The sequence below is a fragment of the Pseudomonas sp. SG-MS2 genome (assembly GCF_009933855.1).
GTDB lineage: Bacteria > Pseudomonadota > Gammaproteobacteria > Pseudomonadales > Pseudomonadaceae > Aquipseudomonas > Aquipseudomonas putida_E.
On the sequence record NZ_MOMO01000124.1, the window covers coordinates 24,405 to 47,294 of the forward strand.

General features: G+C 63.1%; 19 protein-coding genes and 2 pseudogenes. 14 read left to right on the forward strand and 7 right to left on the reverse strand.

Features of this window, described 5'->3' with window-relative positions; genetic code table 11:
• Window positions 1–120: 120 nt before the first annotated feature.
• From BLX42_RS10070 to BLX42_RS10095, 6 genes and pseudogenes are all read left to right on the forward strand, one after another.
• A complete protein-coding gene (locus BLX42_RS10070) occupies window positions 121–1,476 on the forward strand; it encodes a pitrilysin family protein (RefSeq protein WP_161871707.1) in 1,356 nt (451 codons plus the stop codon).
• Between the two features lie 124 nt (window positions 1,477–1,600).
• Window positions 1,601–2,953, forward strand: a pseudogene (locus BLX42_RS10075) (M16 family metallopeptidase); the annotation flags it as partial.
• Window positions 2,953–3,555: a 16S rRNA (guanine(966)-N(2))-methyltransferase RsmD gene (gene rsmD, locus BLX42_RS10080; RefSeq protein WP_012312296.1), complete on the forward strand. Its 603-nt coding sequence runs from the start codon at window positions 2,953–2,955 to the stop codon at window positions 3,553–3,555. The pseudogene BLX42_RS10075 and the gene rsmD, both read left to right, overlap by 1 nt.
• 85 nt (window positions 3,556–3,640) lie before the next feature.
• Window positions 3,641–4,984: a pitrilysin family protein gene (locus BLX42_RS10085; protein WP_161871709.1), complete on the forward strand. Its 1,344-nt coding sequence runs from the start codon at window positions 3,641–3,643 to the stop codon at window positions 4,982–4,984.
• On the forward strand, window positions 4,981–6,375 hold the full coding sequence (locus tag BLX42_RS10090; RefSeq protein WP_161871710.1) for a pitrilysin family protein: 1,395 nt from the start codon (window positions 4,981–4,983) through the stop codon (window positions 6,373–6,375). Before BLX42_RS10085 ends, BLX42_RS10090 begins: the two co-directional genes overlap by 4 nt.
• Before the next feature lie 71 nt (window positions 6,376–6,446).
• Window positions 6,447–7,439, forward strand: a complete 993-nt coding sequence (locus BLX42_RS10095) for a hydrolase (RefSeq protein ID WP_161871711.1) — start codon at window positions 6,447–6,449, stop codon at window positions 7,437–7,439.
• A 9-nt stretch (window positions 7,440–7,448) separates the two neighbouring features.
• Here BLX42_RS10095 and BLX42_RS10100 read toward each other — a convergent pair whose 3' ends face one another.
• Both BLX42_RS10100 and BLX42_RS10105 read right to left on the reverse strand, forming a co-directional pair.
• Window positions 7,449–8,303, reverse strand: a complete 855-nt coding sequence (locus BLX42_RS10100) for a sulfurtransferase (protein ID WP_046787028.1) — start codon at window positions 8,301–8,303, stop codon at window positions 7,449–7,451.
• A gap of 35 nt (window positions 8,304–8,338) precedes the next feature.
• Window positions 8,339–9,004, reverse strand: coding sequence for a TetR/AcrR family transcriptional regulator (locus BLX42_RS10105; RefSeq protein ID WP_046787081.1), 666 nt, complete (start codon window positions 9,002–9,004; stop codon window positions 8,339–8,341).
• A gap of 152 nt (window positions 9,005–9,156) precedes the next feature.
• Between BLX42_RS10105 and BLX42_RS10110 the strand changes: the two genes are divergently transcribed.
• The 5 genes from BLX42_RS10110 (at window position 9,157) to BLX42_RS10130 (ending at window position 13,653) form a co-directional block, all read left to right on the forward strand.
• Window positions 9,157–10,587: a coniferyl aldehyde dehydrogenase gene (locus BLX42_RS10110; protein ID WP_161871712.1), complete on the forward strand. Its 1,431-nt coding sequence runs from the start codon at window positions 9,157–9,159 to the stop codon at window positions 10,585–10,587.
• Window positions 10,588–10,597: 10 nt separating this feature from the next.
• Window positions 10,598–11,083 carry a twin-arginine translocation pathway signal protein gene (locus BLX42_RS10115; RefSeq protein ID WP_161871713.1) on the forward strand — a complete coding sequence of 162 codons (486 nt, stop codon included), beginning with the start codon at window positions 10,598–10,600 and terminating at the stop codon, window positions 11,081–11,083.
• Between the two features lie 21 nt (window positions 11,084–11,104).
• The gene (locus BLX42_RS10120; protein WP_161871714.1) at window positions 11,105–12,703 is read left to right on the forward strand and encodes a GMC family oxidoreductase; all 1,599 of its coding nucleotides are present in this window, start codon (window positions 11,105–11,107) and stop codon (window positions 12,701–12,703) included.
• 111 nt (window positions 12,704–12,814) lie between these two features.
• Window positions 12,815–13,294 (forward strand): pantetheine-phosphate adenylyltransferase, encoded by a 480-nt coding sequence (gene coaD / locus BLX42_RS10125; RefSeq protein ID WP_039601221.1) that lies wholly within the window; start codon window positions 12,815–12,817, stop codon window positions 13,292–13,294.
• Window positions 13,295–13,401: 107 nt separating this feature from the next.
• The gene (locus tag BLX42_RS10130; protein ID WP_009683359.1) at window positions 13,402–13,653 is read left to right on the forward strand and encodes a YfhL family 4Fe-4S dicluster ferredoxin; all 252 of its coding nucleotides are present in this window, start codon (window positions 13,402–13,404) and stop codon (window positions 13,651–13,653) included.
• Window positions 13,654–13,711: 58 nt separating this feature from the next.
• Here BLX42_RS10130 and mutM read toward each other — a convergent pair whose 3' ends face one another.
• Window positions 13,712–14,524 carry a bifunctional DNA-formamidopyrimidine glycosylase/DNA-(apurinic or apyrimidinic site) lyase gene (gene mutM, locus BLX42_RS10135; RefSeq protein WP_115273352.1) on the reverse strand — a complete coding sequence of 271 codons (813 nt, stop codon included), beginning with the start codon at window positions 14,522–14,524 and terminating at the stop codon, window positions 13,712–13,714.
• A gap of 3 nt (window positions 14,525–14,527) precedes the next feature.
• A complete protein-coding gene (locus BLX42_RS10140) occupies window positions 14,528–15,346 on the reverse strand; it encodes an HDOD domain-containing protein (protein WP_174141113.1) in 819 nt (272 codons plus the stop codon).
• A gap of 209 nt (window positions 15,347–15,555) precedes the next feature.
• Between BLX42_RS10140 and BLX42_RS10145 the strand changes: the two genes are divergently transcribed.
• Window positions 15,556–16,752, forward strand: a complete 1,197-nt coding sequence (locus tag BLX42_RS10145) for a class I SAM-dependent rRNA methyltransferase (RefSeq protein ID WP_046787023.1) — start codon at window positions 15,556–15,558, stop codon at window positions 16,750–16,752.
• Between the two features lie 39 nt (window positions 16,753–16,791).
• Here BLX42_RS10145 and mgtE read toward each other — a convergent pair whose 3' ends face one another.
• On the reverse strand, window positions 16,792–17,847 hold the full coding sequence (mgtE, locus tag BLX42_RS10150; protein ID WP_161871715.1) for a magnesium transporter: 1,056 nt from the start codon (window positions 17,845–17,847) through the stop codon (window positions 16,792–16,794).
• 479 nt (window positions 17,848–18,326) lie between these two features.
• Between mgtE and ilvD the strand changes: the two genes are divergently transcribed.
• Window positions 18,327–20,168: a dihydroxy-acid dehydratase gene (gene ilvD / locus BLX42_RS10155; RefSeq protein WP_161871716.1), complete on the forward strand. Its 1,842-nt coding sequence runs from the start codon at window positions 18,327–18,329 to the stop codon at window positions 20,166–20,168.
• A 164-nt stretch (window positions 20,169–20,332) separates the two neighbouring features.
• Here the strand turns inward: ilvD and BLX42_RS10160 are convergent.
• A pseudogene (locus BLX42_RS10160) lies at window positions 20,333–20,603 on the reverse strand (haloacid dehalogenase-like hydrolase); the annotation flags it as partial.
• Window positions 20,604–20,937: 334 nt separating this feature from the next.
• Here BLX42_RS10160 and BLX42_RS10165 point away from each other — a divergent pair.
• Complete coding sequence (locus BLX42_RS10165) at window positions 20,938–22,329, forward strand: L-cystine transporter (protein ID WP_046787019.1); 1,392 nt, start codon at window positions 20,938–20,940, stop codon at window positions 22,327–22,329.
• Between the two features lie 34 nt (window positions 22,330–22,363).
• Here BLX42_RS10165 and BLX42_RS10170 read toward each other — a convergent pair whose 3' ends face one another.
• A complete protein-coding gene (locus BLX42_RS10170; protein WP_115273350.1) occupies window positions 22,364–22,879 on the reverse strand; it encodes a dihydrofolate reductase in 516 nt (171 codons plus the stop codon).
• Window positions 22,880–22,890 lie beyond the last annotated feature (11 nt).

A 22,890-nucleotide genomic window follows, 5' to 3' on the forward strand; every position in this document is an offset into this window, starting at 1 on the left:
AATGGACCTGCAGGCCAGAACGGCGACAGGCATGGTCGCCAGGCAACCGGATCAGTATCCTAGCACCTCCTGGCCCGCCGACGCTAAACCCTGCGGGCCGCCGAACAGGTTAAACACCTTATGAATGCTCTAGCCCGCCGCGCCGCTGGCCTGTTGCTCAGCACGCTCTGCCTGCCGCTCGCAGCCTTTGCCGCCGATGTGCAACCCACCCACGAATTCATCCTCGACAACGGCCTGAAAGTGGTCGTACGCGAGGACCACCGCGCGCCAGTGGTGGTTTCGCAGATCTGGTACAAGGTCGGCTCCAGCTATGAGACACCCGGCCAGACCGGGCTGTCCCACGCTCTGGAACACATGATGTTCAAGGGCAGCGCCAAGGTCGGCCCCGGCGAAGCTTCGCGCATCCTGCGCGACCTGGGCGCGGAAGAGAACGCCTTTACCAGCGACGACTACACCGCCTACTACCAGGTTCTGGCCCGCGACCGCCTGCCGGTGGCTCTGGAGCTGGAGGCCGACCGGCTGGCCAGCCTGCGCCTGCCGGCCGATGAGTTCAGCCGCGAAATCGAGGTGATCAAGGAAGAGCGCCGCCTGCGCACCGACGATCAGCCAAGCGCCAAGGCTTTCGAGCTGTTCCGCGCCATGGCCTACCCGGCCAGCGGCTACCACACCCCGACCATCGGCTGGATGGCCGACCTCGAACGCATGAAAGTCGAGGAGCTGCGCCACTGGTACGAGTCCTGGTACGCGCCGAACAACGCCACCCTGGTGGTGGTCGGCGATGTTACCGCCGCCGAGGTCAAAGGCCTGGCGCAGAAGTACTTCGCCAGTATCCCCAAGCGCGCCGTGCCGCCGGCCAAGCTGCCGCTGGAGCTGGCCGAGCCAGGCCGGCGCCAGCTGACCCTGCACGTGCGCACCCAACTGCCAAGCCTGATCTACGGCTTCAACGTACCGGGCCTTGCCACCGCCAAGGACCCGCGCACCGCGCACGCCCTGCGGCTGATCTCGGCCTTGCTCGACGGCGGCTACAGCGCCCGCCTGCCGGCGCGCCTGGAGCGTGGCCAGGAACTGGTGGCCGGCGCCTCGTCCAGCTACAACGCCTTCACCCGCGGCGACAGCCTGTTCATGATCTCGGCTACCCCTAACGTACAGAAGCAGAAGACGCTCGCCGATGTCGAGAAAGGCGTCTGGCAGTTGCTCGATGAGCTCAAGACCACCCCGCCGAGCGCCGAGGAACTGGAACGTGTACGCGCCCAGATGATCGCCGGGCTGGTCTACGACCGCGACTCCATCAGCAGCCAGGCCACCACCATTGGCCAGCTAGAGACGGTCGGCCTGTCCTGGAAACTGATCGACAGCGAACTGGACGAACTCAAGCGCGTGACCCCCGAAGACATCCAGGCCGCCGCACGCACCTATTTCACCCGCGAACGCCTGAGCGTTGCCCATGTACTGCCTGAGGAGTCCGCTCATGAGTGATCGCAGCGCACCACGCTACACCCTGATCGGCACGGGCATCATCGCACTGGTGGTGGCGATGACCTGCGTCCTGGCTCGCCCTGCCCACGCCGAAACCGACAGCACCGCGGCCCGCCCCGCCAATACCCTGCAGTCGCTGGCCGAGCTGGACGGCAAGGCCCCCAGCCGGCGCCAGCTGAACATCCAGAACTGGACCACTGCCGAAGGTGCACGCGTACTGTTCGTCGAGGCCCGCGAGCTGCCGATGTTCGATTTGCGCGTGACCTTCGCCGCCGGCAGCAGCCAGGACGGCAACACGCCGGGCCTGGCCACCCTGACCAATGCCATGCTCAACGAAGGCGTTGCCGGCAAGGATGTGACCGCCATCGCCGAAGGCTTCGAAGGGCTCGGCGCAGACTTCGGCAACGGTTCCTACCGCGACATGGCGGTGGCCTCGCTGCGCAGCCTGAGTGTGAAGGACAAGCGCGAGCCGGCCCTGAAGCTGTTCGCTGAAGTAACCGGCAAGCCGACCTTCCCGGAGGACGCACTCAAACGAATCAAGAACCAGCTGCTGGCCGGTTTCGAATACGAGAAGCAGAACCCCGGCAAGATCGCCGGCAAGGCGTTGTTCGGCAAACTTTACGGCGAACACCCTTACGCCCATCCAAGCGACGGCAGCGCTGAAAGCATCCCGGGCATCACCCTGGAACAGCTGCGCGCATTCCACGCCAAAGCCTATGCAGCGGGCAACGCGGTAATCGCACTGGTCGGCGACCTCAGCCGCGAAGAGGCCGAGGCGATTGCCGCCCAGGTCTCCGCCGCCCTGCCCAAAGGCCCGGCACTGGCCAAGCCTGCGCAACCCGTCGAGCCCAAGGCAGGTACCACCCACATCGACTTCCCGTCCAAGCAGACCCACCTGATGCTGGCCGAGCTGGGCATCGACCGCCAGGACCCGGACTGGCCAGCCCTGTCGCTGGGCAACCAGATTCTCGGTGGCGGCGCCTTCGGTACCCGCCTGATGAGCGAAGTGCGGGAAAAACGCGGCCTGACCTACGGCGTATACTCGGTATTCAGCCCGATGCAGGTACGCGGCCCGTTCATTATCAACCTGCAAACCCGTGCCGAACTCAGCGAGGGCACACTCAAGCTGGTGCAGGGTATCCTTGCCGACTACCTCAAGAGCGGCCCGACCCAGCAGGAACTGGACGACGCCAAGCGCGAACTGGCCGGCAGCTTCCCGCTGTCGAACGCCAGCAATGCGAGCATCGTCGGCCAATTGGGCGCCATCGGCTTCTACAACCTGCCATTGACCTGGCTGGAAGACTTCATGCAGCAGTCCCAAGCGCTGACCGTCGAGCAGGTCAAGGCAGCCATGAACAAGCATTTGGCAGCCGACAAACTGGTGATCGTCACCGTCGGCCCGAGCGTGCCGCAAAAGCCGCTGCCAGCCCCTACTGACAAACCCGCCGAGCAGCCTCTCGGCGTACCGGAGCACTAATGCCTAGATCCACCCCTCCCGCCCGACCTCAGCAGGGCCAAAGCAAGGGACAGGGCCACCTGCGCATCATCGCTGGCGAGTGGCGCAGCCGCCGCCTGGCGGTGCCTGAAGGCGAAGGCCTGCGGCCGACCACCGACCGTGTGCGCGAAACCCTGTTCAACTGGCTGGCGCCCTACATCGAAGGCGCCCGGGTGCTGGATGCCTTTACCGGCAGTGGCGCCCTGGTGCTCGAAGCGTTGTCACGCGGTGCTGCAGATGCCGTAGCACTGGACAGCAACGCGGCGGCTATCAACAACCTGAAGAACAACCTGGAGATCCTGCGCTGCCCGCGCGGGCAAATCCTCCAGACCGACGCCCAGCGCTACTTGCAAGCCCCGGCCAAGCAACAGTTCGACGTCGTGTTTCTCGATCCGCCGTTCCACCAGGACCTGCTGGCCAACACCTGCAACCTGCTGGAGCAGAACCAGTGGCTGCGCGAGCAGGCGTGGATCTACACCGAGAGCGAAGCCGCCCCCTCTACCCTGCAAATGCCAGGCAACTGGCGCCTGCACCGCGAAAAAAAGACCGGCCAGGTGCACTACGCGCTGTGGCAGCGCGCCTGAACGCAGGCCCTAACTATATAGCGCAGGCAAGCGCACAATCTCGCCGAAGCTGCTCCTGGTCACCCCAACCAGGAGCACTTGAGCAATGCCATCGACTCCCCCGTTTACCCTCGACGACCAAACGGTGTCAGCCGGCATCGACTCCATCGCGGATGCCACCCACCCATCGTTGCAGCATTTCACATTGGATAATGGCCTGGCTGTCTATCTGCGTGAAGACCACAGCACCCCGCTCGCCGCAATCCAGCTCTGGTACCACGTTGGCACCAGCCATGAACCGGCCGGCCATACCAACCTCTCGCACCTGCTGGAACACCTGATATTCGAAGGCAGCCGCAAACTCGAAGCGGGCCGATACACCCAGGTGATCGCGCGGCTCGGCGGAGAGGCCAATGCCACTACCACCGATGACGCAACGGCATACGATGTCCTGTTACCCGCGGCACGATTGCCGATTGCACTCGAAATAATGGCAGATGCCATGGCGGGCGCAACCTTTGGCCAGGCAGACATGGAACGGGCAGTCAAAGCGATCGAAGACGAGCGCCGACTCAAAGTCGAAAACGCTCCTGCACAGCAGGCAGCTGAACGGCACATAGCGCTTGCTCACGGCAGCAGCCCGTATGCCACGGCGGCGTTTGGCAACCCGGCAGACCTGAACAACATGCGCCTGGATACCGTGCGCACCTGGTATCAAACGTGGTATCGGCCCAATAACGCCACCCTCGTGGTGGTGGGCGCCGTCGACCTTCCCACGCTTCGCCAGCACGTGAGCCGGTATTTCGCCAGCATCGCCAGGGCCCCGCTTGGCGCAGCACCGGTCCCCCGGCATGACGCGCACCTGCAGGAGCGAAGCCAGAAGCTGAAATTGCCAGGCCTGCGTGATGGTTTGTTCATGTCCTTCAATGCACCAAGCCACGCCACGGCCACCGAGGCAACCACAGTGCCTGCCTTGAGCGTGCTCTGTGAAGTGCTTGGCAAAGGGTTCAGCGCAAGGCTCTACAGCGAGCTGGTGCGAGACCGACGGCTGCTCAAGGGCATCGGCCTGTCATATGAGCCAATGGTGCGTGGCGACACGCTGTTGACCCTTTCAACCTATATCAACAGTCAAAGAGCCACCCACGAGCACGCCGTAGAAGCGATCTATACCTTGATCGATACCCTGCGCCATACGCTGCTTTCCCCCCAGGAACTGGAGCGCGCGAAACTGCGCATGCTTACCCGCCGCCTGTTCAGCCGCGACAGCGTCACCCTGCAAGCTGGGCGCATCGGCGCAGCGGCGGCCGCTGGTCTGTCTCCCTCGCTGATCGATCAAGAAGCCGAACGTGTCCGCCACCTCGATAGCGCGACATTACGACAGGTAGCGTTCGACTACCTGAGCCGCGAAAGGCTGACCATCACTCATCTGCAAACAGGAGCACCGGCATGAACAATCCTCTTTCCACCAGCAGCATGCCACTGATTTGCAAGGGCCCCATGACCGATACCGCCGTGGCGGCAATGGCCCGGCTGGAGTCCACGCAAGGCCTGGACCTGGAGCAGCACCAGCCCTTGCCGGCCCAGATACAGCAATGGCAGACCGACGAAGGCGCCAAGGTCAGCTTCATGCCATCCCATGACCGCCCGATATTCGACCTGGCGCTACGCTTTCGCGCTGGCAGTGCGCTCGACGGCACTAGCCCGGGCCTGGCCGCCCTTGTCCTTTACAGCCTCGATCAGGGTACCGAGCATCTGGATGCTGCCCAATTCGCACAGGCCATCGAGGGGCTGGGTGCGATCATGGCAAGGCAGATGAACCAGGATGAGGCCGTGATCACGCTGCGCTGCCTGAGCCTGCCGGCACTGCGTACAAGCGCCCTGCAACTGCTCACGCAAATGCTGGCACGCCCCGCTTTCCGGGAGGAAGCCGTCGCAGGCATCCGCGAACGACTGCTCAACTTCCTTGGCGCAGTTGCATCGAGCCCGGCCTCAGGGATGTCTCACGCGACAATGAGCCATGTATTCGATGGCCACCCCTACGCCACACATTGGGCTGGCACCCCTGAGAGCCTCAAGCAGATCGACGAGCAGCAGCTGCGCGATTTCCACCGACGCGCCTACTCTGCCAACAACCTCGATATCGGCCTGGTGGGCGACCTCTCGCGCGACGAGGCGCAGACACTCATCACTGAACTGCTTCAGGCGCTACCACAACACTGGGCAGGGCAGCTCCCGCCACCGGCGCCGTTGCCAGAGGCGCTCACCCGGCATCAGGAACACACCGCAAGTACGACCCGGGCCACGCTGACTCTGCTGCTGCCCACATCACCCGACAAGCCAGGGTATGCAGCTTTGACCATGCTTGACGAAATCCTCGGCAGCGGCTTCGAGTCGCGTCTGACACAAGAGCTACGAAGCCGACGTGCCTTGACCTACACCATCCGCTCGTCGCTCAGACCCTTTGATGCGGTGAGCCTGCTGCAAATTGAATGGGACATTGCCCCCCAATACCGAGATGCCTCGCGTGAGCTGGTTTCCGGGATGCTGGCTTGCCTGCGCGAGCATGGCCCAAGCCAGGCGGAGTGCGACATGGCGCGCAACCAGATCGCAGGCAGGTTGCATCGCACCATGGCGAGCAACGCAGAGCTGGCCAAGAGCCTGGCAACGTCAAGCCACCTTGGCCAACCTGCAGATCATTTTGCAACCTACATCCAAAGCCTGGCAGCCCTGACGCCCAAGGACATTCGCGAAGCCGCGCGCATATGGCTGAGCCCTGCGCAGGAAGTGTTCATCACTCTCGGCCCGCCCCATGCGCAACAACCTTTGCCCGAGCTGCCCTGACCGACCAATAGCGCAAGTACAACGGCGGTGTTTCATGGCAATCTAGGCAGGCACAACACGAGTCGCCCAGCATGCCCAGTCTTACCGCCACATTCCGCCCGGCCACCGGGTTGTCCAACCCTCACCTGCAAACCCTTTGGGGCCCGCTGTGGCGCAAACTGCCTGCACTTGAACGCAAGCGCGAGCGCCTGTGGCTGGCCGATGGCGACTTCATGGACCTCGACTGGCACGGGCCCCACCAGCCAGATACACCGCTGGTGCTGGTGTTGCACGGCCTGACCGGTTCGTCCCATTCGCCTTATGTCAAAGGCCTGCAGCAGGCGCTCGATGCCCTCGGCTGGGCCAGCGTTGCGGTGAACTGGCGTGGCTGCTCGGGGGAGCCGAACCTGCTGGCACGCAGTTACCATTCCGGGGCCAGCGGGGACCTGGCCGAGGTCGTCGCCCACCTGCGCGCTCAACGCCCGCTGGCCCCCTTGTATGCCGTCGGCTATTCACTGGGCGGCAATGTGCTGCTGAAGTACCTGGGTGAAAGTGGCAGCGCCAGCCAACTGCAGGCGGCCGTGGCGGTTTCCGTACCGTTTCGCCTGGATCAGTGCGCCGACCGCATCGGCCAAGGCTTTTCCAAGGTGTATCAGGCGCATTTCATGCGTGAAATGATGGCCTATGTGCAGGTCAAACAACGGCATTTCCGCGCACAGGGCCATCATGAAGGCCTGGCCGCGCTCGACCGGCTCGGGTCGTTGCGCAAGCTGCGTACCTTCTGGGATTTTGACGGCAAGGTGACCGCGCCACTCAACGGTTTTGACGATGTACACGACTACTATCGTCGCTCATCCAGCCGCTACTATCTCGGGGAAAACCGCACGCCGACGCTGATCATCCAGGCAAACGATGATCCGTTCGTATACCGCCACAGCCTGCCCGCCCCCAGCGAGCTGACGCCGCAAACTCAGTTCGAGCTGCATGAGCGGGGCGGGCATGTGGGGTTTGTCGAAGGCAGCCTGCGAAAACCGGGGTATTACCTTGAGCGGCGGATTCCGCAGTGGCTGGTGGATAGGCGATAACCCGGCGTATCAGTCGCCCGTGGCAACCTGATGCGCCGGATCATTGATCCACTCACTCCACGACCCGGCATACAGCCTGCCCAGCGGATACCCCGCCAATGCCAGGGCAAACAGGTTATGGCAAGCCGTCACTCCCGAACCGCAATACGCCACCAGGTGTTCCGGTGAACGCCCCGCCAGCTTCTCGGCAAAGCGCTGCCTGAGCTGCTCTGGCGCCAGGAAACGCCCATCTTCGCCCAGGTTGTCGGTGAAGGCTGCGCACTGAGCGCCGGGAATATGCCCGGCCACCGGGTCGATCGGCTCCACATCCCCACGAAAACGCGGCAAGGCACGCGCATCGATCAGCGTCAGCTTGGGGCTTGCAAGCTCAGTGGCCAAGTGCTCGGCGTCAATCAGCAGCTTCGTATCCGGCTCGCCGTTGAACGTACCCTCATAGCGTGCCGGCGCGTCCAGGCTCAATGGCTGGCCCGCGGTGTGCCAGGCTTTGAGGCCTCCATCGAGAATGGCCACACCTGTGCGTTTACCCAACCAGGCCAGCAGCCACCAGGCACGGGCGGCAAAGGCGCCAGGCCCGTCGTCGTACAGCACCACTTCGCTGTCATTGTCCAGCCCCCACTCACGCAAACGCTCGACCAGCCGCTGTGGGTCAGGCAAGGGATGGCGGCCGGTCTTGCCCTTGCTCACCGGCCCACTCAGATCGCGCTCCAGGTCGGCGAAGTGCGCCCCGGCGATATGCCCCTCGGCATAGCTGCGTTGACCGTAATCCACGTCTTCCAAGGCAAACCGACAATCGAGGATCACCAACTTGGGCGAGCCCAGGCGCTCGGCCAGTTGCTGCGGGGTGATCAATTGCGCAAGGGGCATGACAATCTCCTGATCGATGGCACGAAGGCTCTGGGTTAACGTTCCAGAGCCTGGTTGAACGGAACATGGAATTCCTGGCACAGGGCATCCACGGCACTGCGGGCGTTGGCGGTGACGAAGCCGAGTTCCAGTACCAGTACCTGATAGACGCCACGCTTGAAGGCTTCTTCACCCAGGTGAGCGGAGTGCTCGCGCGTGGTGCTGAGAAAGCGGACCCAAGAAGTAAGCACGATCCAGGCGTTGATGGTCAGCGATTCGATCTGCGCAGGTGCCATGACCAGAATGCCGGCCTCGACGAAGCCCCGGTAGATCGCCTGGCCCTGGCGCAGGCAACGTTCGGAAAAGCGCCGGTAACGGGCAGCCAGCTCAGGGTCGCTGTCGAGCAGGTGCTCGAGGTCACGGTGCAGGAACCGATAGCTCCACATCGCTGCGAGCAACGCCTTGAGATAGAAACGCTTGTCTTCGACGGTGGCGGCGCGCCCCTGCGGCGGGCGCAGGAAGCTGTCCACCAGCTCTTCGTACTGGCTGAACAGCAGGGCGATGATCGCCTGCTTGTTGGGGAAGTGGTAGTAGAGGTTGCCGGGCGAAATTTCCATGTGCGCAGCAATGTGGTTGGTACTCACGCTACGCTCGCCTTGCTGGTTGAACAGCTCAAGGCTGTTCTGCACGATGCGCTCTCGGGTCTTCATGCGCGGGGCCATGCTCAGCTCCCAGTCTGCAGGCTTACGGTAAGGGTCCATATTACGGGGTAACAGGGCCCGGATGCACCGTGCGGTGGCGGGAAAAATATTCGTACCATCGTCCCGATTAGAGTATAGGCTCTAGAGATTCTCTAGCCCCGATGAGAGCCGCCGTGACTTCACCTATCGCCGTGCCTCCCTTGCAGTCCGACATCGACCTGGCGGCCACGTTCGCCACCCAGCGCAAAGCATTTGCGGGCAACCCCATGCCGCCCCTGGCCCAACGCCGGCAATGGCTGAAAAGCCTGCGCGAGGCTGTGCTGGCGGATCAACAACGGCTGATAGAGGCGATCGATACGGATTTTTCCGGCCGCAGCGCCGACGAAACCCTGCTGGCCGAACTGTTGCCCTCGGTACAAGGTATTCGCCATGCCGAGCGCCAGCTCAAGCGCTGGATGCGACCCGCAAGGCGAACCGTAGGCCTGGCCTTCCAGCCGGCCAGCGCCCGCGTGCTGTATCAGCCGCTTGGCGTAGTTGGCATCATCGTGCCGTGGAACTACCCGCTGTTTCTCGCCATCGGCCCGCTGACCTGCGCTTTGGCCGCCGGCAACCGGGTGATGCTCAAGCTCAGTGAGGCCACACCTGCCAGCGCCCTGGCGCTGAAAACATTGCTTGAGCGGGTATTCCCGCACGAGCTGGTCAGCGTGGTGCTGGGCGAGGTGGAAGTCGGCCAGGCGTTTGCCCGGTTGCCCTTCGATCACCTGCTGTTCACCGGCGCCACCAGCGTCGGGCGCCAGGTCATGCTGGCCGCGGCACAAAACCTGACCCCGGTCACACTGGAGCTTGGCGGCAAGTCGCCAGCCATCGTTTCGTCCAGCGTGCCGCTGGACAGCGCTGCCGAGCGTATCGCGTTCGGCAAGACCCTCAATGCCGGCCAGACTTGCGTCGCCCCAGACTACGTCCTGGTACCACGCGAGCGCCTGAACGCCTTCAGCGATGCCTGCCGCAGGGCGGTCCACCGGTTGTACCCGCGCATCGCCGACAACCCCGACTACAGCGCCATCATCAATCCGAGGCAATTGCAGCGCCTGCAACACCTGCTGGATGACGCCCGCAGCAAAGGCGCGCAGATCATCGACCTGTACCCGGACGAGCCCCGCCAAGGCAGGCGCCTGCCGCCGCAGCTGCTACTGGAGGTGAACGACAGCATGCAGGTGATGCAGGACGAAATCTTTGGCCCGCTGCTGCCGGTAGTACCCTATGACAGCCTCGACGGCGCACTGGCCTACATCAATGAACGGCCACGCCCACTGGCGCTGTACTACTTCGGCTACGACCGTGCCGAGCAGGAATATGTAGTGCAGCACAGCCACTCCGGTGGTGTATGCCTCAACGACACACTGCTGCATGTCGCTCAGGACGACCTGCCGTTCGGCGGCATCGGCCCCTCGGGCATGGGGCACTACCACGGCCACGACGGCTTCCTGACCTTCAGCAAGGCCAAGGCAGTGCTGGCCAAGCAGCGCCTGAACGCCGCACGCCTGATCTACCCGCCGTATGGCAAGGCCTTGCAGCGCCTGGTCTACAAACTGTTCATCCGCTGAGGGCCGGGCCATGCAGCGGCGCGAATTCATGCGTTTCAGCCTGGGAGCCAGCGTGTTTCTGGCCAGTGCCAGCCTGGTCGGTTGCAGCCCTCAGGCGCCTGCAACCGGATACCACGTATTGCGCGATGACGACCTGTCATTGCTGCGGGCACTGATCCCGGTGGTGCTCGCCGGTACTTCGGCAAGCGCAGCACTGGTGCTGCCCACTCTCGACGCCAAATTGGCGGCACTGTCCCCGCAAATGCTCAAGCTCACCCGGCAATTGTTCGATGTGCTCAACCTGCCGCTGACCCGTGGTCCACTGACCGGGGTCTGGGGCGCCTGGGAACAGGCCGGTGAACAGCAGATTGCGGGGTTTCTGCAACGCTGGCAGGACAGTTCGCTGAACCTGCTGCGCATGGGGCACTCGTCGATCGTGCAACTGCTGACGATGGCCTGGTACGAGCGCCCGGAAAGTTGGGCCGCCTGCGGTTACCCCGGGCCGCCGAAACTCTGACCAACAACAAGAGCATTTTCAATGCCTGTCATCGACCCGTTTCGCCAAGGCCTCGACCGCGGCTGGATCACCCACGACGGCTCACGCCTGGAGCAGGACCTCAGCCTGCAAGCCGACATTGCCGTGATAGGCAGCGGTGCCGGCGGCGCCACCAGCGCGCAGATGCTCAGCGCCGCAGGCTTCAAGGTACTGCTGATCGAGGAAGGCCCGCTCAAGACCAGCAGTGACTTCCACCTGCTTGAGAATGAGGCCTACGCCAGTCTCTACCAGGAAGGCCTGGGCAGGATGAGCAAGGACGGCGCCATCACCATTCTGCAGGGCCGTGCGGTAGGCGGCACCACGCTGGTCAACTGGACCTCCAGCTTTCGCACGCCCGCGCCGACCTTGGCCCACTGGGCCGCGGCCCACAACGTAAAAGGGCTGGACAACGACGCACTACGCCCCTGGTTCGAACGCATCGAGCAAGACCTCGGCATTACTCCTTGGGCGGTGCCGCCAAACGCCAACAACGACGTACTGCGCCGTGGGTGTGAACGGCTCGGCTACCGATGGGCCGTGATTGCGCGCAATGTCCGGGGGTGCTGGAACCTTGGCTATTGCGGCATGGGTTGCCCGGTCAACGCCAAACAATCGATGCTGGTGACGCGCATCCCAGCCATGCTCGACAAGGGCGGCGAGCTGTTGTACCTGGCCCGGGCCGAACGCTTCGAGCATGACGGCGAGCGCATCGAGCATCTGCGCTGCCAAGGGCTGGATGCTCAAGGGATACACACCAACGGGCGCAGCATCACTGTGCGCGCACGCCACTACATCCTCGCAGGCGGCGGCATCAACAGCCCCGCCCTGCTGCTGCGTTCCAAGGCTCCTGACCCCCACGAGCGCCTGGGCAAGCGGACCTTCCTGCACCTGGTCAACTTCAGCGCGGCACGCTTCGACGCACGCATCGACCCTTACTACGGTGCCCCGCAATCCATCTACAGTGACCACTTCCAATGGCAGGACGGCGTCGATGGCGCGGTCGGCTACAAACTTGAAGTGCCGCCCCTGCACCCGGCGCTGGCCAGCACCTTGCTCGGTGGCGATGGTGTCGAAAATGCCCGGCGCATGGCCGAGCTGCCGCATACCCACGTCATGCTTGCGCTGTTGCGCGACGGTTTCCACCCCGAAAGCCCGGGCGGCGCGGTGGAACTGCGTGGCGATGGCTCACCGGTGCTCGATTATCCGGTCACCGACTACTTGCAAGACGGCCTGCGCCGCGCCTTTCACAGCATGGCGCAGATCCAGTTCGCAGCAGGCGCCACGCAGGTTACACCCGCGCACAGCGATGCCCGCGCTGCTGCCAGCCTGGCGCAGGCCCAACGCATGATCGACGGTTTGCGCCTGGAGCCGTTCCATACGCGGCTGGGCAGCGCCCACGTAATGGGCGGCTGCGCAATGGGCGAAGATCCACGTCACGCGGTGTGCGACAGCCTGGGCCGTCACCATCAGCTGGAAAACCTGTCGATTCACGACGGCTCGCTGTTCCCGACCAGCATCGGTGCCAACCCACAACTGTCGGTCTACGCCATCAGCGCGAAGCTCACCGACGCCCTGATAGCCCGCCTGGCACAGAGTGCATGACAACAAATGCCCCTGCTGTCTATAGTGCCATCAGCCGGCCGCATGACTTGGCCGGGCGCAATCGCTGCGCTACCATCCGACTCCCCAACGCACTCCAGCCAGGATGACGCGATGAACCGAGTGTTGTACCCGGGTACTTTCGACCCTATTACCAAGGGCCATGGCGACCTGGTCGAGCGCGCCTCGCGGCTGTTCGACCACGTGATCATCGCAGTGGCAGCCAGCCCGAAGAAAAACCCGCTGTTCCCGCTGGAACAACGGGTAGCGCTGGCCCGTGAGGTCACCAGGCACCTGCCCAATGTCGAAGTCATCGGCTTCTCCACCCTGCTTGCGCATTTTGCCAAGGAACAGGGCGCCAACGTCTTCTTGCGTGGGCTGAGGGCAGTGTCCGACTTCGAATACGAATTCCAGCTGGCGAACATGAATCGGCAACTGGCGCCAGAGGTCGAAAGCCTGTTCCTCACGCCTTCGGAGCGCTATTCGTTCATTTCCTCGACCCTGGTCCGGGAAATCGCAGCGCTGGGCGGCGACATCACCAAGTTCGTGCACCCGGTGGTGGCCGAGGCCCTGACTGAGCGTTTCAAGAAGTAAGCCTGAGCGCTGATTATCGCGCCCGCGTGCACTGCGGGCGCGAATGCGGCACAATTGTGCCCATTGCGTTGAACATGCCCGGGCGGTGAGCCCCGGCCGGAGTCCCCATGTCCCTGATAATCACCGACGATTGCATCAACTGCGACGTCTGCGAACCCGAGTGCCCGAACGAGGCCATCTCCCAAGGCGAAGAGATCTACGTGATCGATCCGAACCTGTGCACCCAGTGCGTGGGTCACTACGACGAGCCGCAGTGCCAGCAGGTCTGCCCGGTCGACTGCATCCCGCTGGATGAGGCGCACCCGGAAACCGAAGAGCAGCTGATGGCCAAGTACCGCCGGATTACCGGCAAGGCTTGAACGCTGCGCTGCTCCTGATGGCCCAATCGCCGGCTAGCCGGCGATTGGGCCATGCCATTCAACGCTGGCAACGCGGGCAGTAAACGCTGGCCCGTTGCCCAAGCTTGGCCTCGCGCAAGGCAGTGCCACACAGCTTGCAAGGCATTCCGCCCCGGCCGTACACGAACAGTTCCTGCTGGAAATACCCAGGCTGCCCGTCGCCGCCAATGAAATCGCGCAAGGTCGTACCCCCTTGCTCGATGGCTGCCGCCAGCACGCGCTTTATCTCGATGGCCAGTTTCAGGTAACGGGCACGGGAGATTCCGCCCGCCTCACGGCGCGGGTCGATACCGGCGGCAAACAGCGCTTCGGTCGCGTAGATATTGCCCACGCCCACCACCACCGCGTTATCCATGATGAAAGGCTTGACGGCCATCGTCCGCCCGCGCGACAGCTGAAACAGGCGCTCGCCGTCGAACAGGTCGGTCAACGGCTCTGGGCCCAGACGCAGCAGCAACTCGTGATTGAGCGGATCAAGGCTCCAGAGCATGGCACCGAACCGACGTGGGTCGGTGTAGCGCAGCATCAGCCCCGACTCCAGCTCGATATCGACGTGCTCATGCTTGGCCGCCGGTAGCCCCATCTGCACCAGACGCAGGTTGCCCGACATGCCCAGATGGCTGATCAAGGTGCCGACCTCGGCATTGATCAGCAGGTACTTGGCACGCCGCTCGACGCTGAGAATACGCTGCCCGGACAAACGCACGTCCAGGTCCTCGGGGATTGGCCAGCGCAAGCGCCGGTCTCGCACCACCACGCGGCTGACCCGCTGGCCTTCCAGGTGCGGTGCGATACCGCGCCGCGTAGTCTCGACTTCGGGTAATTCCGGCATGAATCAGTGCCCGCCCAGCTCGCGAATGGTCTGTTTGAGGTTCTCGAAGTCGTACTCCGACAAACCGATGTAGTCCAGTACCAGCGGGCCGACCGCATTCCACTCATGGTCGACATGCTGGTTGCCCAAGACCCGGCAGGACGCGCAGATGTGTTCGGCCATCTTCAGCACCGCCAGCAGGTTCTTCAGCTGGCTCTGGGTGTTGCGCGGCGACTCCTCGCGGAACACGGCCAGGGCATTGTGATGGTTGGCGATGGCCGCGCTGATGTGCTCCGGCAGGCGCCAGGACTTGGCGGTGAAATAGCCGACCACCGAATGATTGGTGTTGAATGCACGGTTCTCGGTGTCGACCACGCGTGTTTGCGCATCAGCCTTGGCGTAGGCCTCTTCAAGTACATCCATATAGTTGGGGAAACGCTTGAGCATCAGCGGGACGCCGCAATCATGGAACAGCCCGAGGGTGTAGGCCTCGTCCGCCGCCTGGATGCCGGTGCGCTTGGCCAGTGTCAGGCAGGTCATGGCCACGTCCTGGGCAGTGTCCCAGAAGCGGTTGAGGGTAACGATGGTCTCGTCGCTCATTTCGCCCTTGATCGACTGGGCGTTGATCAGGTTGATGATCGAACGGCTACCCAGCAGGTTCACCGCACGCTGGATCGAACCGATCTTGTTGGACAGCCCGAAGTGCGGCGAGTTGACCAGTTTGAGCAAGGCACCGGACAGGCCCGGGTCCTGGGAAATCAGCTTGGCGATGGTTTCCAGGTCCGGGTCGGGCATGTACTGCTCGAACTGCAGGTCGACCATGATCTGCGGTTGCGGCGGGATGGTAATGCCTTGCAAGGCTTGCTGGATCTGTTCGGCGCTGAGTTCTTGGGACATACGTACATACTCGTTGAGGACGGGGGATTCTAACCCTGTAGGTCGCTCGACTTGTAGCGCTTGTGCCCGCGAACAGGCAGGGCAGTTTGTCGTACCCTGCACCGAATCAAGGGCCAACCGGTTATACTCCCGCTCTTTTTTCCCGGAGCGACGTCATGTCCCTGCCCAGCCTTCGCCTCAAAGCCAATGCCGACCGCCGCCTGCGCGCCGGCCACCTGTGGGTCTACAGCAACGAAGTCGATGTCACCGCGACGCCGCTGCAGGGCTTTCAGGCCGGCCAACAGGCGATCCTCGAGGCCGCCAACGGCAAGCCGCTGGGTATCGTGGCGCTGAGCCCGAACAACCTGATCTGCGCCCGCCTGCTGTCACGCGATGCCAAGCTGCCGCTGGACAAGTCGCTGCTGGTACACCGCCTCAACGTCGCCCTGTCCCTGCGCCAGCGCCTGTTCGACCAGCCGTGCTACCGCCTGGTCTATGGTGATTCCGACCTGCTGCCGGGCCTGGTGGTCGACCGCTTCTTCGACATTCTCGTGGTGCAACTGGCCTCGGCCACCATGGAACTGCACAAGGACGACGTGATCGCCGCCCTGGTCCAGGTCCTCAAGCCCAGCGGCATCCTGTTCAAGAACGATTCCGCCGCCCGTGACGCCGAAGGCTTGCAGCGTTACGTCGAAACCGTCTACGGCGAAGTGCCGGACTGGGTCCCGCTGGAAGAAAACGGCGTGAAGTTCGAAGCGCCGGTACGCGAAGGCCAGAAGACCGGCTGGTTCTATGACCACCGCATGAACCGCGCGCGCCTGGCGCCCTACGTCAAAGGCAAGCGTGTGCTCGACCTGTTCAGCTACATCGGTGGTTGGGGCGTGCAGGCCGGCGCATTCGGCGCCAGCGAAGTGTTCTGCGTGGATGCCTCGGGCTTTGCACTGGATGGCGTGGAGCGTAACGCCGCGCTCAATGGCATCAGCGAAAAACTGACCTGCATCGAAGGCGACGTGTTCGAGGCACTGCGCGAACTGAAGGCCGCTGAAGAGCGCTTCGATGTGATCATTGCCGACCCACCCGCGTTCATCAAGCGCAAGAAAGACCTGAAAAACGGCGAAGCCGCCTACCGCCGCCTCAACGAACAGGCCATGCGCATGCTGACCAAGGACGGCATCCTGGTCAGTGCTTCGTGCTCGATGCACCTGCCCGAAGACGACCTGAACAACATCCTGCTGACCAGCGCCCGCCACCTGGACCGCAACCTGCAAATGCTCGAACGCGGCGGCCAGGGCCCGGACCACCCGGTTCACCCGGCCATCGCTGAAACCCGCTATATCAAGAGCATTACCTGCCGGTTGCTGCCCAACAGCTGATTCACGTCCAAGGGGCCGCGCTGCGGCCCCTTGGGTGCCTCAGATGCCCAGCACGTAAGAAGCAATACCGAAATACACCAGCACCCCTGCCGCATCGGCGATAGAAGTCACCAGCGGCCCGCTGGCAGTGGCCGGGTCGAGCTTGAGCCTGGTGAACATGAAGGGCAGGCTCATGCCAATCAGGCTGCCCAGCAGGACGATCACCAGCATGCTGCTGGCAACGATCAAGGCGACATCCGCCCCTCCGCGCAGCGCCCCCAGCGATGCCACCGCCACTGCCATGGTGCCGCCCAGCGCCAGCGCCACAGCGCATTCACGTGCCAGCATGCGCAACCAGTCGCGCATCACCACCTCACCCGTTGCCAAGCCACGCACCATCAATGTCGCCGACTGCGCGCCCGCGTTGCCACCGCTGTCCACCAACAGCGGCAGGAAGAACACCAGGACGATATGCGCGGCAATGGTTTCCTCGAATGCCGCGATCCCCGCCCCCGAAAACAGATTGCCGAACACCAGCAGCACCAGCCACAGCACCCGCTTGCGGTACAGCAGGCTGACAGTGGCGTCCCTGAGATTGCCCACGTGGTTGGTGATGGAGGCGCCCTTGTGGAAGTCCTCGGTAGCCTCTTCGACGACCACATCGAGTGCGTCATCGCAGGTCACCAGGCCGACCAAACGGCCGGCCTCATCCAGCACCGGCACCGCCAGCAGGTCGTGCTCGCGGATCAACCGCGCCACTTCCTCCTGGCGGGTCGAGGTACAGACGCAGATGACCTTGCGCACCATGAGCTGCTCGATCGGCTGTTCACGCGCCGCAAGGATAAGCTCGCGCAGGGAAAGCGAACCCAGCAGGTTGCGTCTCTCGTCGAGCACATAGGACTGATAGATGGTTTCGGCATCTGCGGCCTCGCGGCGCAGCATGTCGATCGCCTGGCTGGCAGTGAGGCCGGCATCCAGACACGAATACTCGCTGGTCATCAGGTAACCGGCAGTGCCTTCGGGGTAGCCTTCAGGATGAAGCAGGCCATCACGACGCGCCTGTGCAGCCTGACGCAGGTCGAACGGGGAAACGACGAAATCGGAAGTGTGTTGCATGAGATTCTCCAGGCGCCGACGCAGGCACCCGTAAACCTCAGCCACACGAGCTCAAGCCTTCGGAAGCCCTGGCGACGGCGCGCTCAGTGCCAATTTGCAGGTTCTGTATGAACTGAAACTGGGAAGGTCCATTGAGGTGTTGTCTCGTGATACCGCACATGCGGCGCGGCGGATAATAAGCAGCCAATGCGCACCTGTCAGCTGCGCACCGGGCTTTTCAGATCGGTCCTACAAAGTGCCGGTCATGCTCCCCAAGCCACCGCCCAGACACATCGCCATTCCCTCGCCGCGCCAGCGGTGTAGAATCGGGCTATTCATCGCCAGTCATCCCCGGCGGGTTTATGAGCTCTGGTCGAGCACGCGGCGATCCCGTGGTGTCTTCGGCCCCATCCGTGCCAGTGGCAACCGGCCTAAGGCGCATAGGAAAAGAGAAGCTCACTCCCCTTTTTGTGACCTGATTAAGCCGCCAGGAGTGCTTCATGCCTGATTATCGTTCCAAGACTTCCACCCAAGGCCGCAACATGGCCGGCGCCCGTGCCCTGTGGCGCGCCACCGGGATGAAGGACGAAGATTTCAAGAAACCGATCATCGCCATCGCCAACTCGTTCACCCAGTTCGTCCCGGGCCATGTGCACCTGAAGGACCTGGGCCAACTGGTCGCCCGCGAGATCGAACGCGCCGGTGGCGTGGCCAAAGAGTTCAACACCATTGCGGTCGATGACGGCATCGCCATGGGCCATGACGGCATGCTGTACTCCCTGCCCAGCCGCGAGATCATCGCCGACGCCGTGGAATACATGGTCAACGCCCACTGCGCCGACGCCATCGTGTGCATTTCCAACTGCGACAAGATCACCCCCGGCATGCTGATGGCCGCCCTGCGCCTGAACATCCCGGTGATCTTCGTGTCCGGCGGCCCGATGGAAGCGGGCAAGACCAAACTGGCCAGCCACGGCCTGGACCTGGTCGACGCCATGGTCATTGCTGCAGACTCCTCGGCCTCCGACGAAAAGGTTGCCGAGTACGAGCGCAGCGCCTGCCCGACCTGCGGTTCCTGCTCCGGCATGTTCACCGCCAACTCCATGAACTGCCTGACCGAAGCACTCGGCCTGGCCTTGCCTGGCAACGGTTCGACCCTGGCCACCCACGCCGACCGTGAGCAGCTGTTCCTCACCGCCGGCCGTACGATCGTCGAGTTGTGCAAGCGCTACTACGGCGAGAATGACGAGTCGGTACTGCCGCGCAGCATCGCCAACTTCAAGGCGTTCGAAAACGCCATGATGCTCGACATCGCCATGGGCGGTTCGACCAACACTATCCTGCACCTGCTGGCCGCAGCGCAGGAAGGCGAGGTGGCATTCGACCTGCGTGACATCGACCGCCTGTCGCGCAAAGTGCCGCAGCTGTGCAAAGTGGCGCCGAACATCCAGAAGTACCACATGGAAGACGTCCACCGCGCCGGCGGCATCTTCAGCATCCTCGGCTCGCTGGCCCGCGGCGGCCTGCTGCACACCGACCTGCCTACGGTACACAGCCGCAGCATGGAAGAGGCCATCGCCAAGTGGGATATCACCCAGACCGACGATGAGGCGGTGCACACCTTCTTCAAAGCCGGCCCGGCGGGTATTCCGACCCAGACGGCCTTCAGCCAGTCGACCCGTTGGGAAACCCTGGACGACGACCGTGAAAACGGCTGCATCCGCAGCTTCGAACATGCCTACTCACAGGAAGGCGGCCTGGCCGTGCTGTACGGCAACATCGCCCTGGACGGCTGCGTGGTGAAAACCGCAGGTGTCGATGAGTCGATCCACGTGTTCGAAGGCAACGCAAAGATCTTCGAAAGCCAGGACAGCGCGGTGCGCGGCATCCTCGCCGACGAAGTGAAGGCCGGTGACATCGTCATCATCCGCTACGAAGGCCCGAAAGGCGGCCCGGGCATGCAAGAAATGCTCTACCCGACTTCGTACCTGAAATCCAAAGGCCTGGGCAAAGCTTGCGCGTTACTCACCGATGGCCGCTTCTCGGGTGGTACTTCGGGCCTGTCGATCGGCCATGCCTCGCCAGAAGCCGCCGCTGGTGGCGCCATCGGCCTGGTACGTGACGGCGACAAGGTATTGATCGACATCCCCAACCGTTCGATCAACCTGCAGGTCAGTGATGAAGAGCTGGCTGCACGCCGCGTGGAACAGGACAAGAAAGGTTGGAAACCGGTCGAAGTGCGCCCACGCAAGGTGACCACCGCGCTGAAAGCCTACGCCCTGCTGGCGACCAGTGCCGACAAGGGTGCTGTGCGCAACAAGGCAATGCTTGAAGGGCTGTGAGGCCTTGATGATTTGAAGAAACCGGCGCCCTGAGCCCTAGTGCCAGGCAGGCAAGTGCTTTGGGGCCGCTTTGCGGCCCATCGCCGGCAAGCCGGCTCCCACATGTACAGCGCAGACCTCAGGGTCTGCGCGGTCCATGTGGGCCTGCACAGGCATCCAATGGCCTACTGAATCTGCTCCGGCGTGACGATCACCCAGTTCTTGTCCGCTGTCACCGGCAACCCCGCCTTCGCCTGGGCCGCCGCGTTCCTGGCGATCATCCCGTTCAACTGGTCCATGTATTTGGCCTTGCGGTTTATCCACAGGTGGATACCGCCCTTGCCAATGTCCACGCCATGAAACTGCATGTAGCCATCACTGGCCGGGGTAACCGCCCACCAGCACCCTCTTCTTCCACTCATCGATATACGTGAGGATCGCCGCCTGCTTGGCCGCCTCGGCTGGCTAATGCTTGAGCTCAGTGGCTCCGCTTTCGATACTGAACAGCAGGGACAAACCGATGGCCAAGGCTTTCGGAGCAAACCTCATGTACGAATCCCCTGAAATGATCGGGAAAAACTAGACCATCAAACCACCCGAGCGCCCCTCCACTGCGACGCTCATACAATTGTAAACGTCGTGTTCATTGCTATTTGCGACCACCTGTTATTCCATAAACGACTAAGCAAATTACCTTTGGGTATAAATTCGTTTGTTTTCAGGCTGTTAGCATTTCCGTTCGTAATCGCTCATAGAGGCGATGCCTCTTCTGCTTTTTCCTGGAGCTTCAATGAACCTGCCGCTGTCTCTCAACCTGCTGGTGTTCCTGGCCTTGCTGCTGGGCCTGGCGCAAACTCGCCATACCGACTGGAGCCTGGCCAAGAAAGTCCTGCTCGGCCTGGCATTGGGTGTGGGCTTCGGCCTGGTGCTGCACACCCTCTACGGTGCCGGCCACCCGGTACTAAAGGCCACCATCGGCTGGCTGGACCTGGTCGGCAACGGCTATGTCGGCTTGCTGCAGATGATCGTCATGCCGCTGATCTTCGCCTCGATCCTCAGCGCCGTGGCCCGCCTGCACAACGCCTCCGCGCTTGGCCGCATCAGCGTCCTGACCATCGGCACACTGCTGCTGACCACTGCCATCGCTGCGCTGATCGGTATCGCCCTGACCAATCTGTTCGGCCTGAGCGCCGAGGGGCTGGTGGCAGGCGTACAGGAAAGCGCACGCCTGCAGGCCATCCACAGTGACTATGCCGGCAAGGTCGCCGACCTCAACATCCCGCAACTGCTGCTTTCGTTCATCCCAAGCAATCCGGTAGGCGACCTGGCACGGGCCAAGCCGACCTCGATCATCAGCGTGGTGATCTTCGCAGTGTTCGTCGGGCTGGCCGCGCTGCAGCTGATCAAGGATGACTCCGAGAAGGGCGCACGCGCCCTCTCGGCCATCGATACCCTGCAGGCCTGGGTAATGCGCCTGGTGCGCCTGGTGATGAAGCTGACCCCGTACGGCGTGCTGGCGCTGATGACCAAAGTGGTGGCCAGCTCTAACCTGGACGACATCCTCAAGCTCGGCAGTTTCGTCGTCGTGTCGTACATCGGCCTGGGCCTGATGTTCGTGGTGCACGGCATCATCCTGGCCGCAACCGGCGTCAGCCCGCTGCGCTTCTTGCGCAAGGTATGGCCGGTGCTGACCTTCGCCTTCACCAGCCGCTCCAGCGCGGCGAGCATCCCGTTGAACATCGAGGCGCAGACCCGTCGCCTGGGCGTACCACAGTCGATCGCCAGCTTCAGCGCCTCGTTCGGTGCAACCATTGGCCAGAATGGCTGCGCCGGGCTCTACCCGGCCATGTTGGCGGTGATGGTGGCCCCGGCAGTGGGTATCGACACCTTCGACCCGCTGTGGATCGCGACCTTGGTGGCCATCGTGACCTTGAGTTCCGCTGGCGTTGCCGGCGTGGGCGGCGGTGCGACCTTCGCAGCGCTGATCGTGCTGCCAGCGATGGGGCTGCCGGTCGAGCTGGTGGCACTGCTGATTTCGGTTGAGCCGCTGATCGACATGGGCCGAACGGCCTTGAACGTGAACGGCTCGATGACGGCGGGCGTGGTGACCAGCCAGTTGTTGAAAGAAACCGACAAGGATGTGCTGGCCGGCGAAGAGCATGCCGAGCTGAGCCAATCCTGATATAGACGGGGCTGCTTGCGCAGCCCCAACCACTTCAAGACTTGTCCCACACCTCGAAGTGATACGCAGGCTTGTCCGCTTCTGCCTGCGGCTCACTCGATGCCAGCTGCCACTGCGCCTTGTCGAACTCCGGGAACCACGCATCCCCTTGCGGCGAAAGCTCCACCCGGGTCAGATACATACGGTTCACCAAGCCCTTTTCCAGGGCCTGAGCGTACAACTGCGCCCCGCCAATCAGCATCAGTTCGTCAACACCCTGCTCACGTGCCCACTGCTCAGCGCGCTCCAGCGCATCTTCGAGCGAAGCGAACACTTCGGCGCCGGCCAGCACCAAGCCGGCCTGACGGCTGACCACGATGTTCAGGCGCCCCGGCAGCGGCCTGCCCAGCGAGTCCCAGGTCTTGCGGCCCATGATGATCGGCTTGCCCAGGGTGGTGGCCTTGAAATATTTGAAATCCCCCGGCAAGTGCCAGGGCATGGTGTTGTCGATGCCGATGACGCGGTTCTCGGCGAGGGCCGCAATCAGGCTGAGGGGGAGTGAAGTAGTCATGCCGGCGAGGA

Coding starts and splice junctions, on each gene's coding strand:
- BLX42_RS10070 (WP_161871707.1), top strand. CDS start 121: ATGAATGCTCTAGCCCGCCGCGCCGCTGGCCTGTTGCTCAGCACGCTC.
- rsmD (WP_012312296.1), top strand. CDS start 2,953: ATGCCTAGATCCACCCCTCCCGCCCGACCTCAGCAGGGCCAAAGCAAG.
- BLX42_RS10085 (WP_161871709.1), top strand. CDS start 3,641: ATGCCATCGACTCCCCCGTTTACCCTCGACGACCAAACGGTGTCAGCC.
- BLX42_RS10090 (WP_161871710.1), top strand. CDS start 4,981: ATGAACAATCCTCTTTCCACCAGCAGCATGCCACTGATTTGCAAGGGC.
- BLX42_RS10095 (WP_161871711.1), top strand. CDS start 6,447: ATGCCCAGTCTTACCGCCACATTCCGCCCGGCCACCGGGTTGTCCAAC.
- BLX42_RS10100 (WP_046787028.1), bottom strand. CDS start 8,303: ATGCCCCTTGCGCAATTGATCACCCCGCAGCAACTGGCCGAGCGCCTG.
- BLX42_RS10105 (WP_046787081.1), bottom strand. CDS start 9,004: ATGGCCCCGCGCATGAAGACCCGAGAGCGCATCGTGCAGAACAGCCTT.
- BLX42_RS10115 (WP_161871713.1), top strand. CDS start 10,598: ATGCAGCGGCGCGAATTCATGCGTTTCAGCCTGGGAGCCAGCGTGTTT.
- BLX42_RS10120 (WP_161871714.1), top strand. CDS start 11,105: ATGCCTGTCATCGACCCGTTTCGCCAAGGCCTCGACCGCGGCTGGATC.
- coaD (WP_039601221.1), top strand. CDS start 12,815: ATGAACCGAGTGTTGTACCCGGGTACTTTCGACCCTATTACCAAGGGC.
- BLX42_RS10130 (WP_009683359.1), top strand. CDS start 13,402: ATGTCCCTGATAATCACCGACGATTGCATCAACTGCGACGTCTGCGAA.
- mutM (WP_115273352.1), bottom strand. CDS start 14,524: ATGCCGGAATTACCCGAAGTCGAGACTACGCGGCGCGGTATCGCACCG.
- BLX42_RS10145 (WP_046787023.1), top strand. CDS start 15,556: ATGTCCCTGCCCAGCCTTCGCCTCAAAGCCAATGCCGACCGCCGCCTG.
- mgtE (WP_161871715.1), bottom strand. CDS start 17,847: ATGCAACACACTTCCGATTTCGTCGTTTCCCCGTTCGACCTGCGTCAG.
- ilvD (WP_161871716.1), top strand. CDS start 18,327: ATGCCTGATTATCGTTCCAAGACTTCCACCCAAGGCCGCAACATGGCC.
- BLX42_RS10165 (WP_046787019.1), top strand. CDS start 20,938: ATGAACCTGCCGCTGTCTCTCAACCTGCTGGTGTTCCTGGCCTTGCTG.
- BLX42_RS10170 (WP_115273350.1), bottom strand. CDS start 22,879: ATGACTACTTCACTCCCCCTCAGCCTGATTGCGGCCCTCGCCGAGAAC.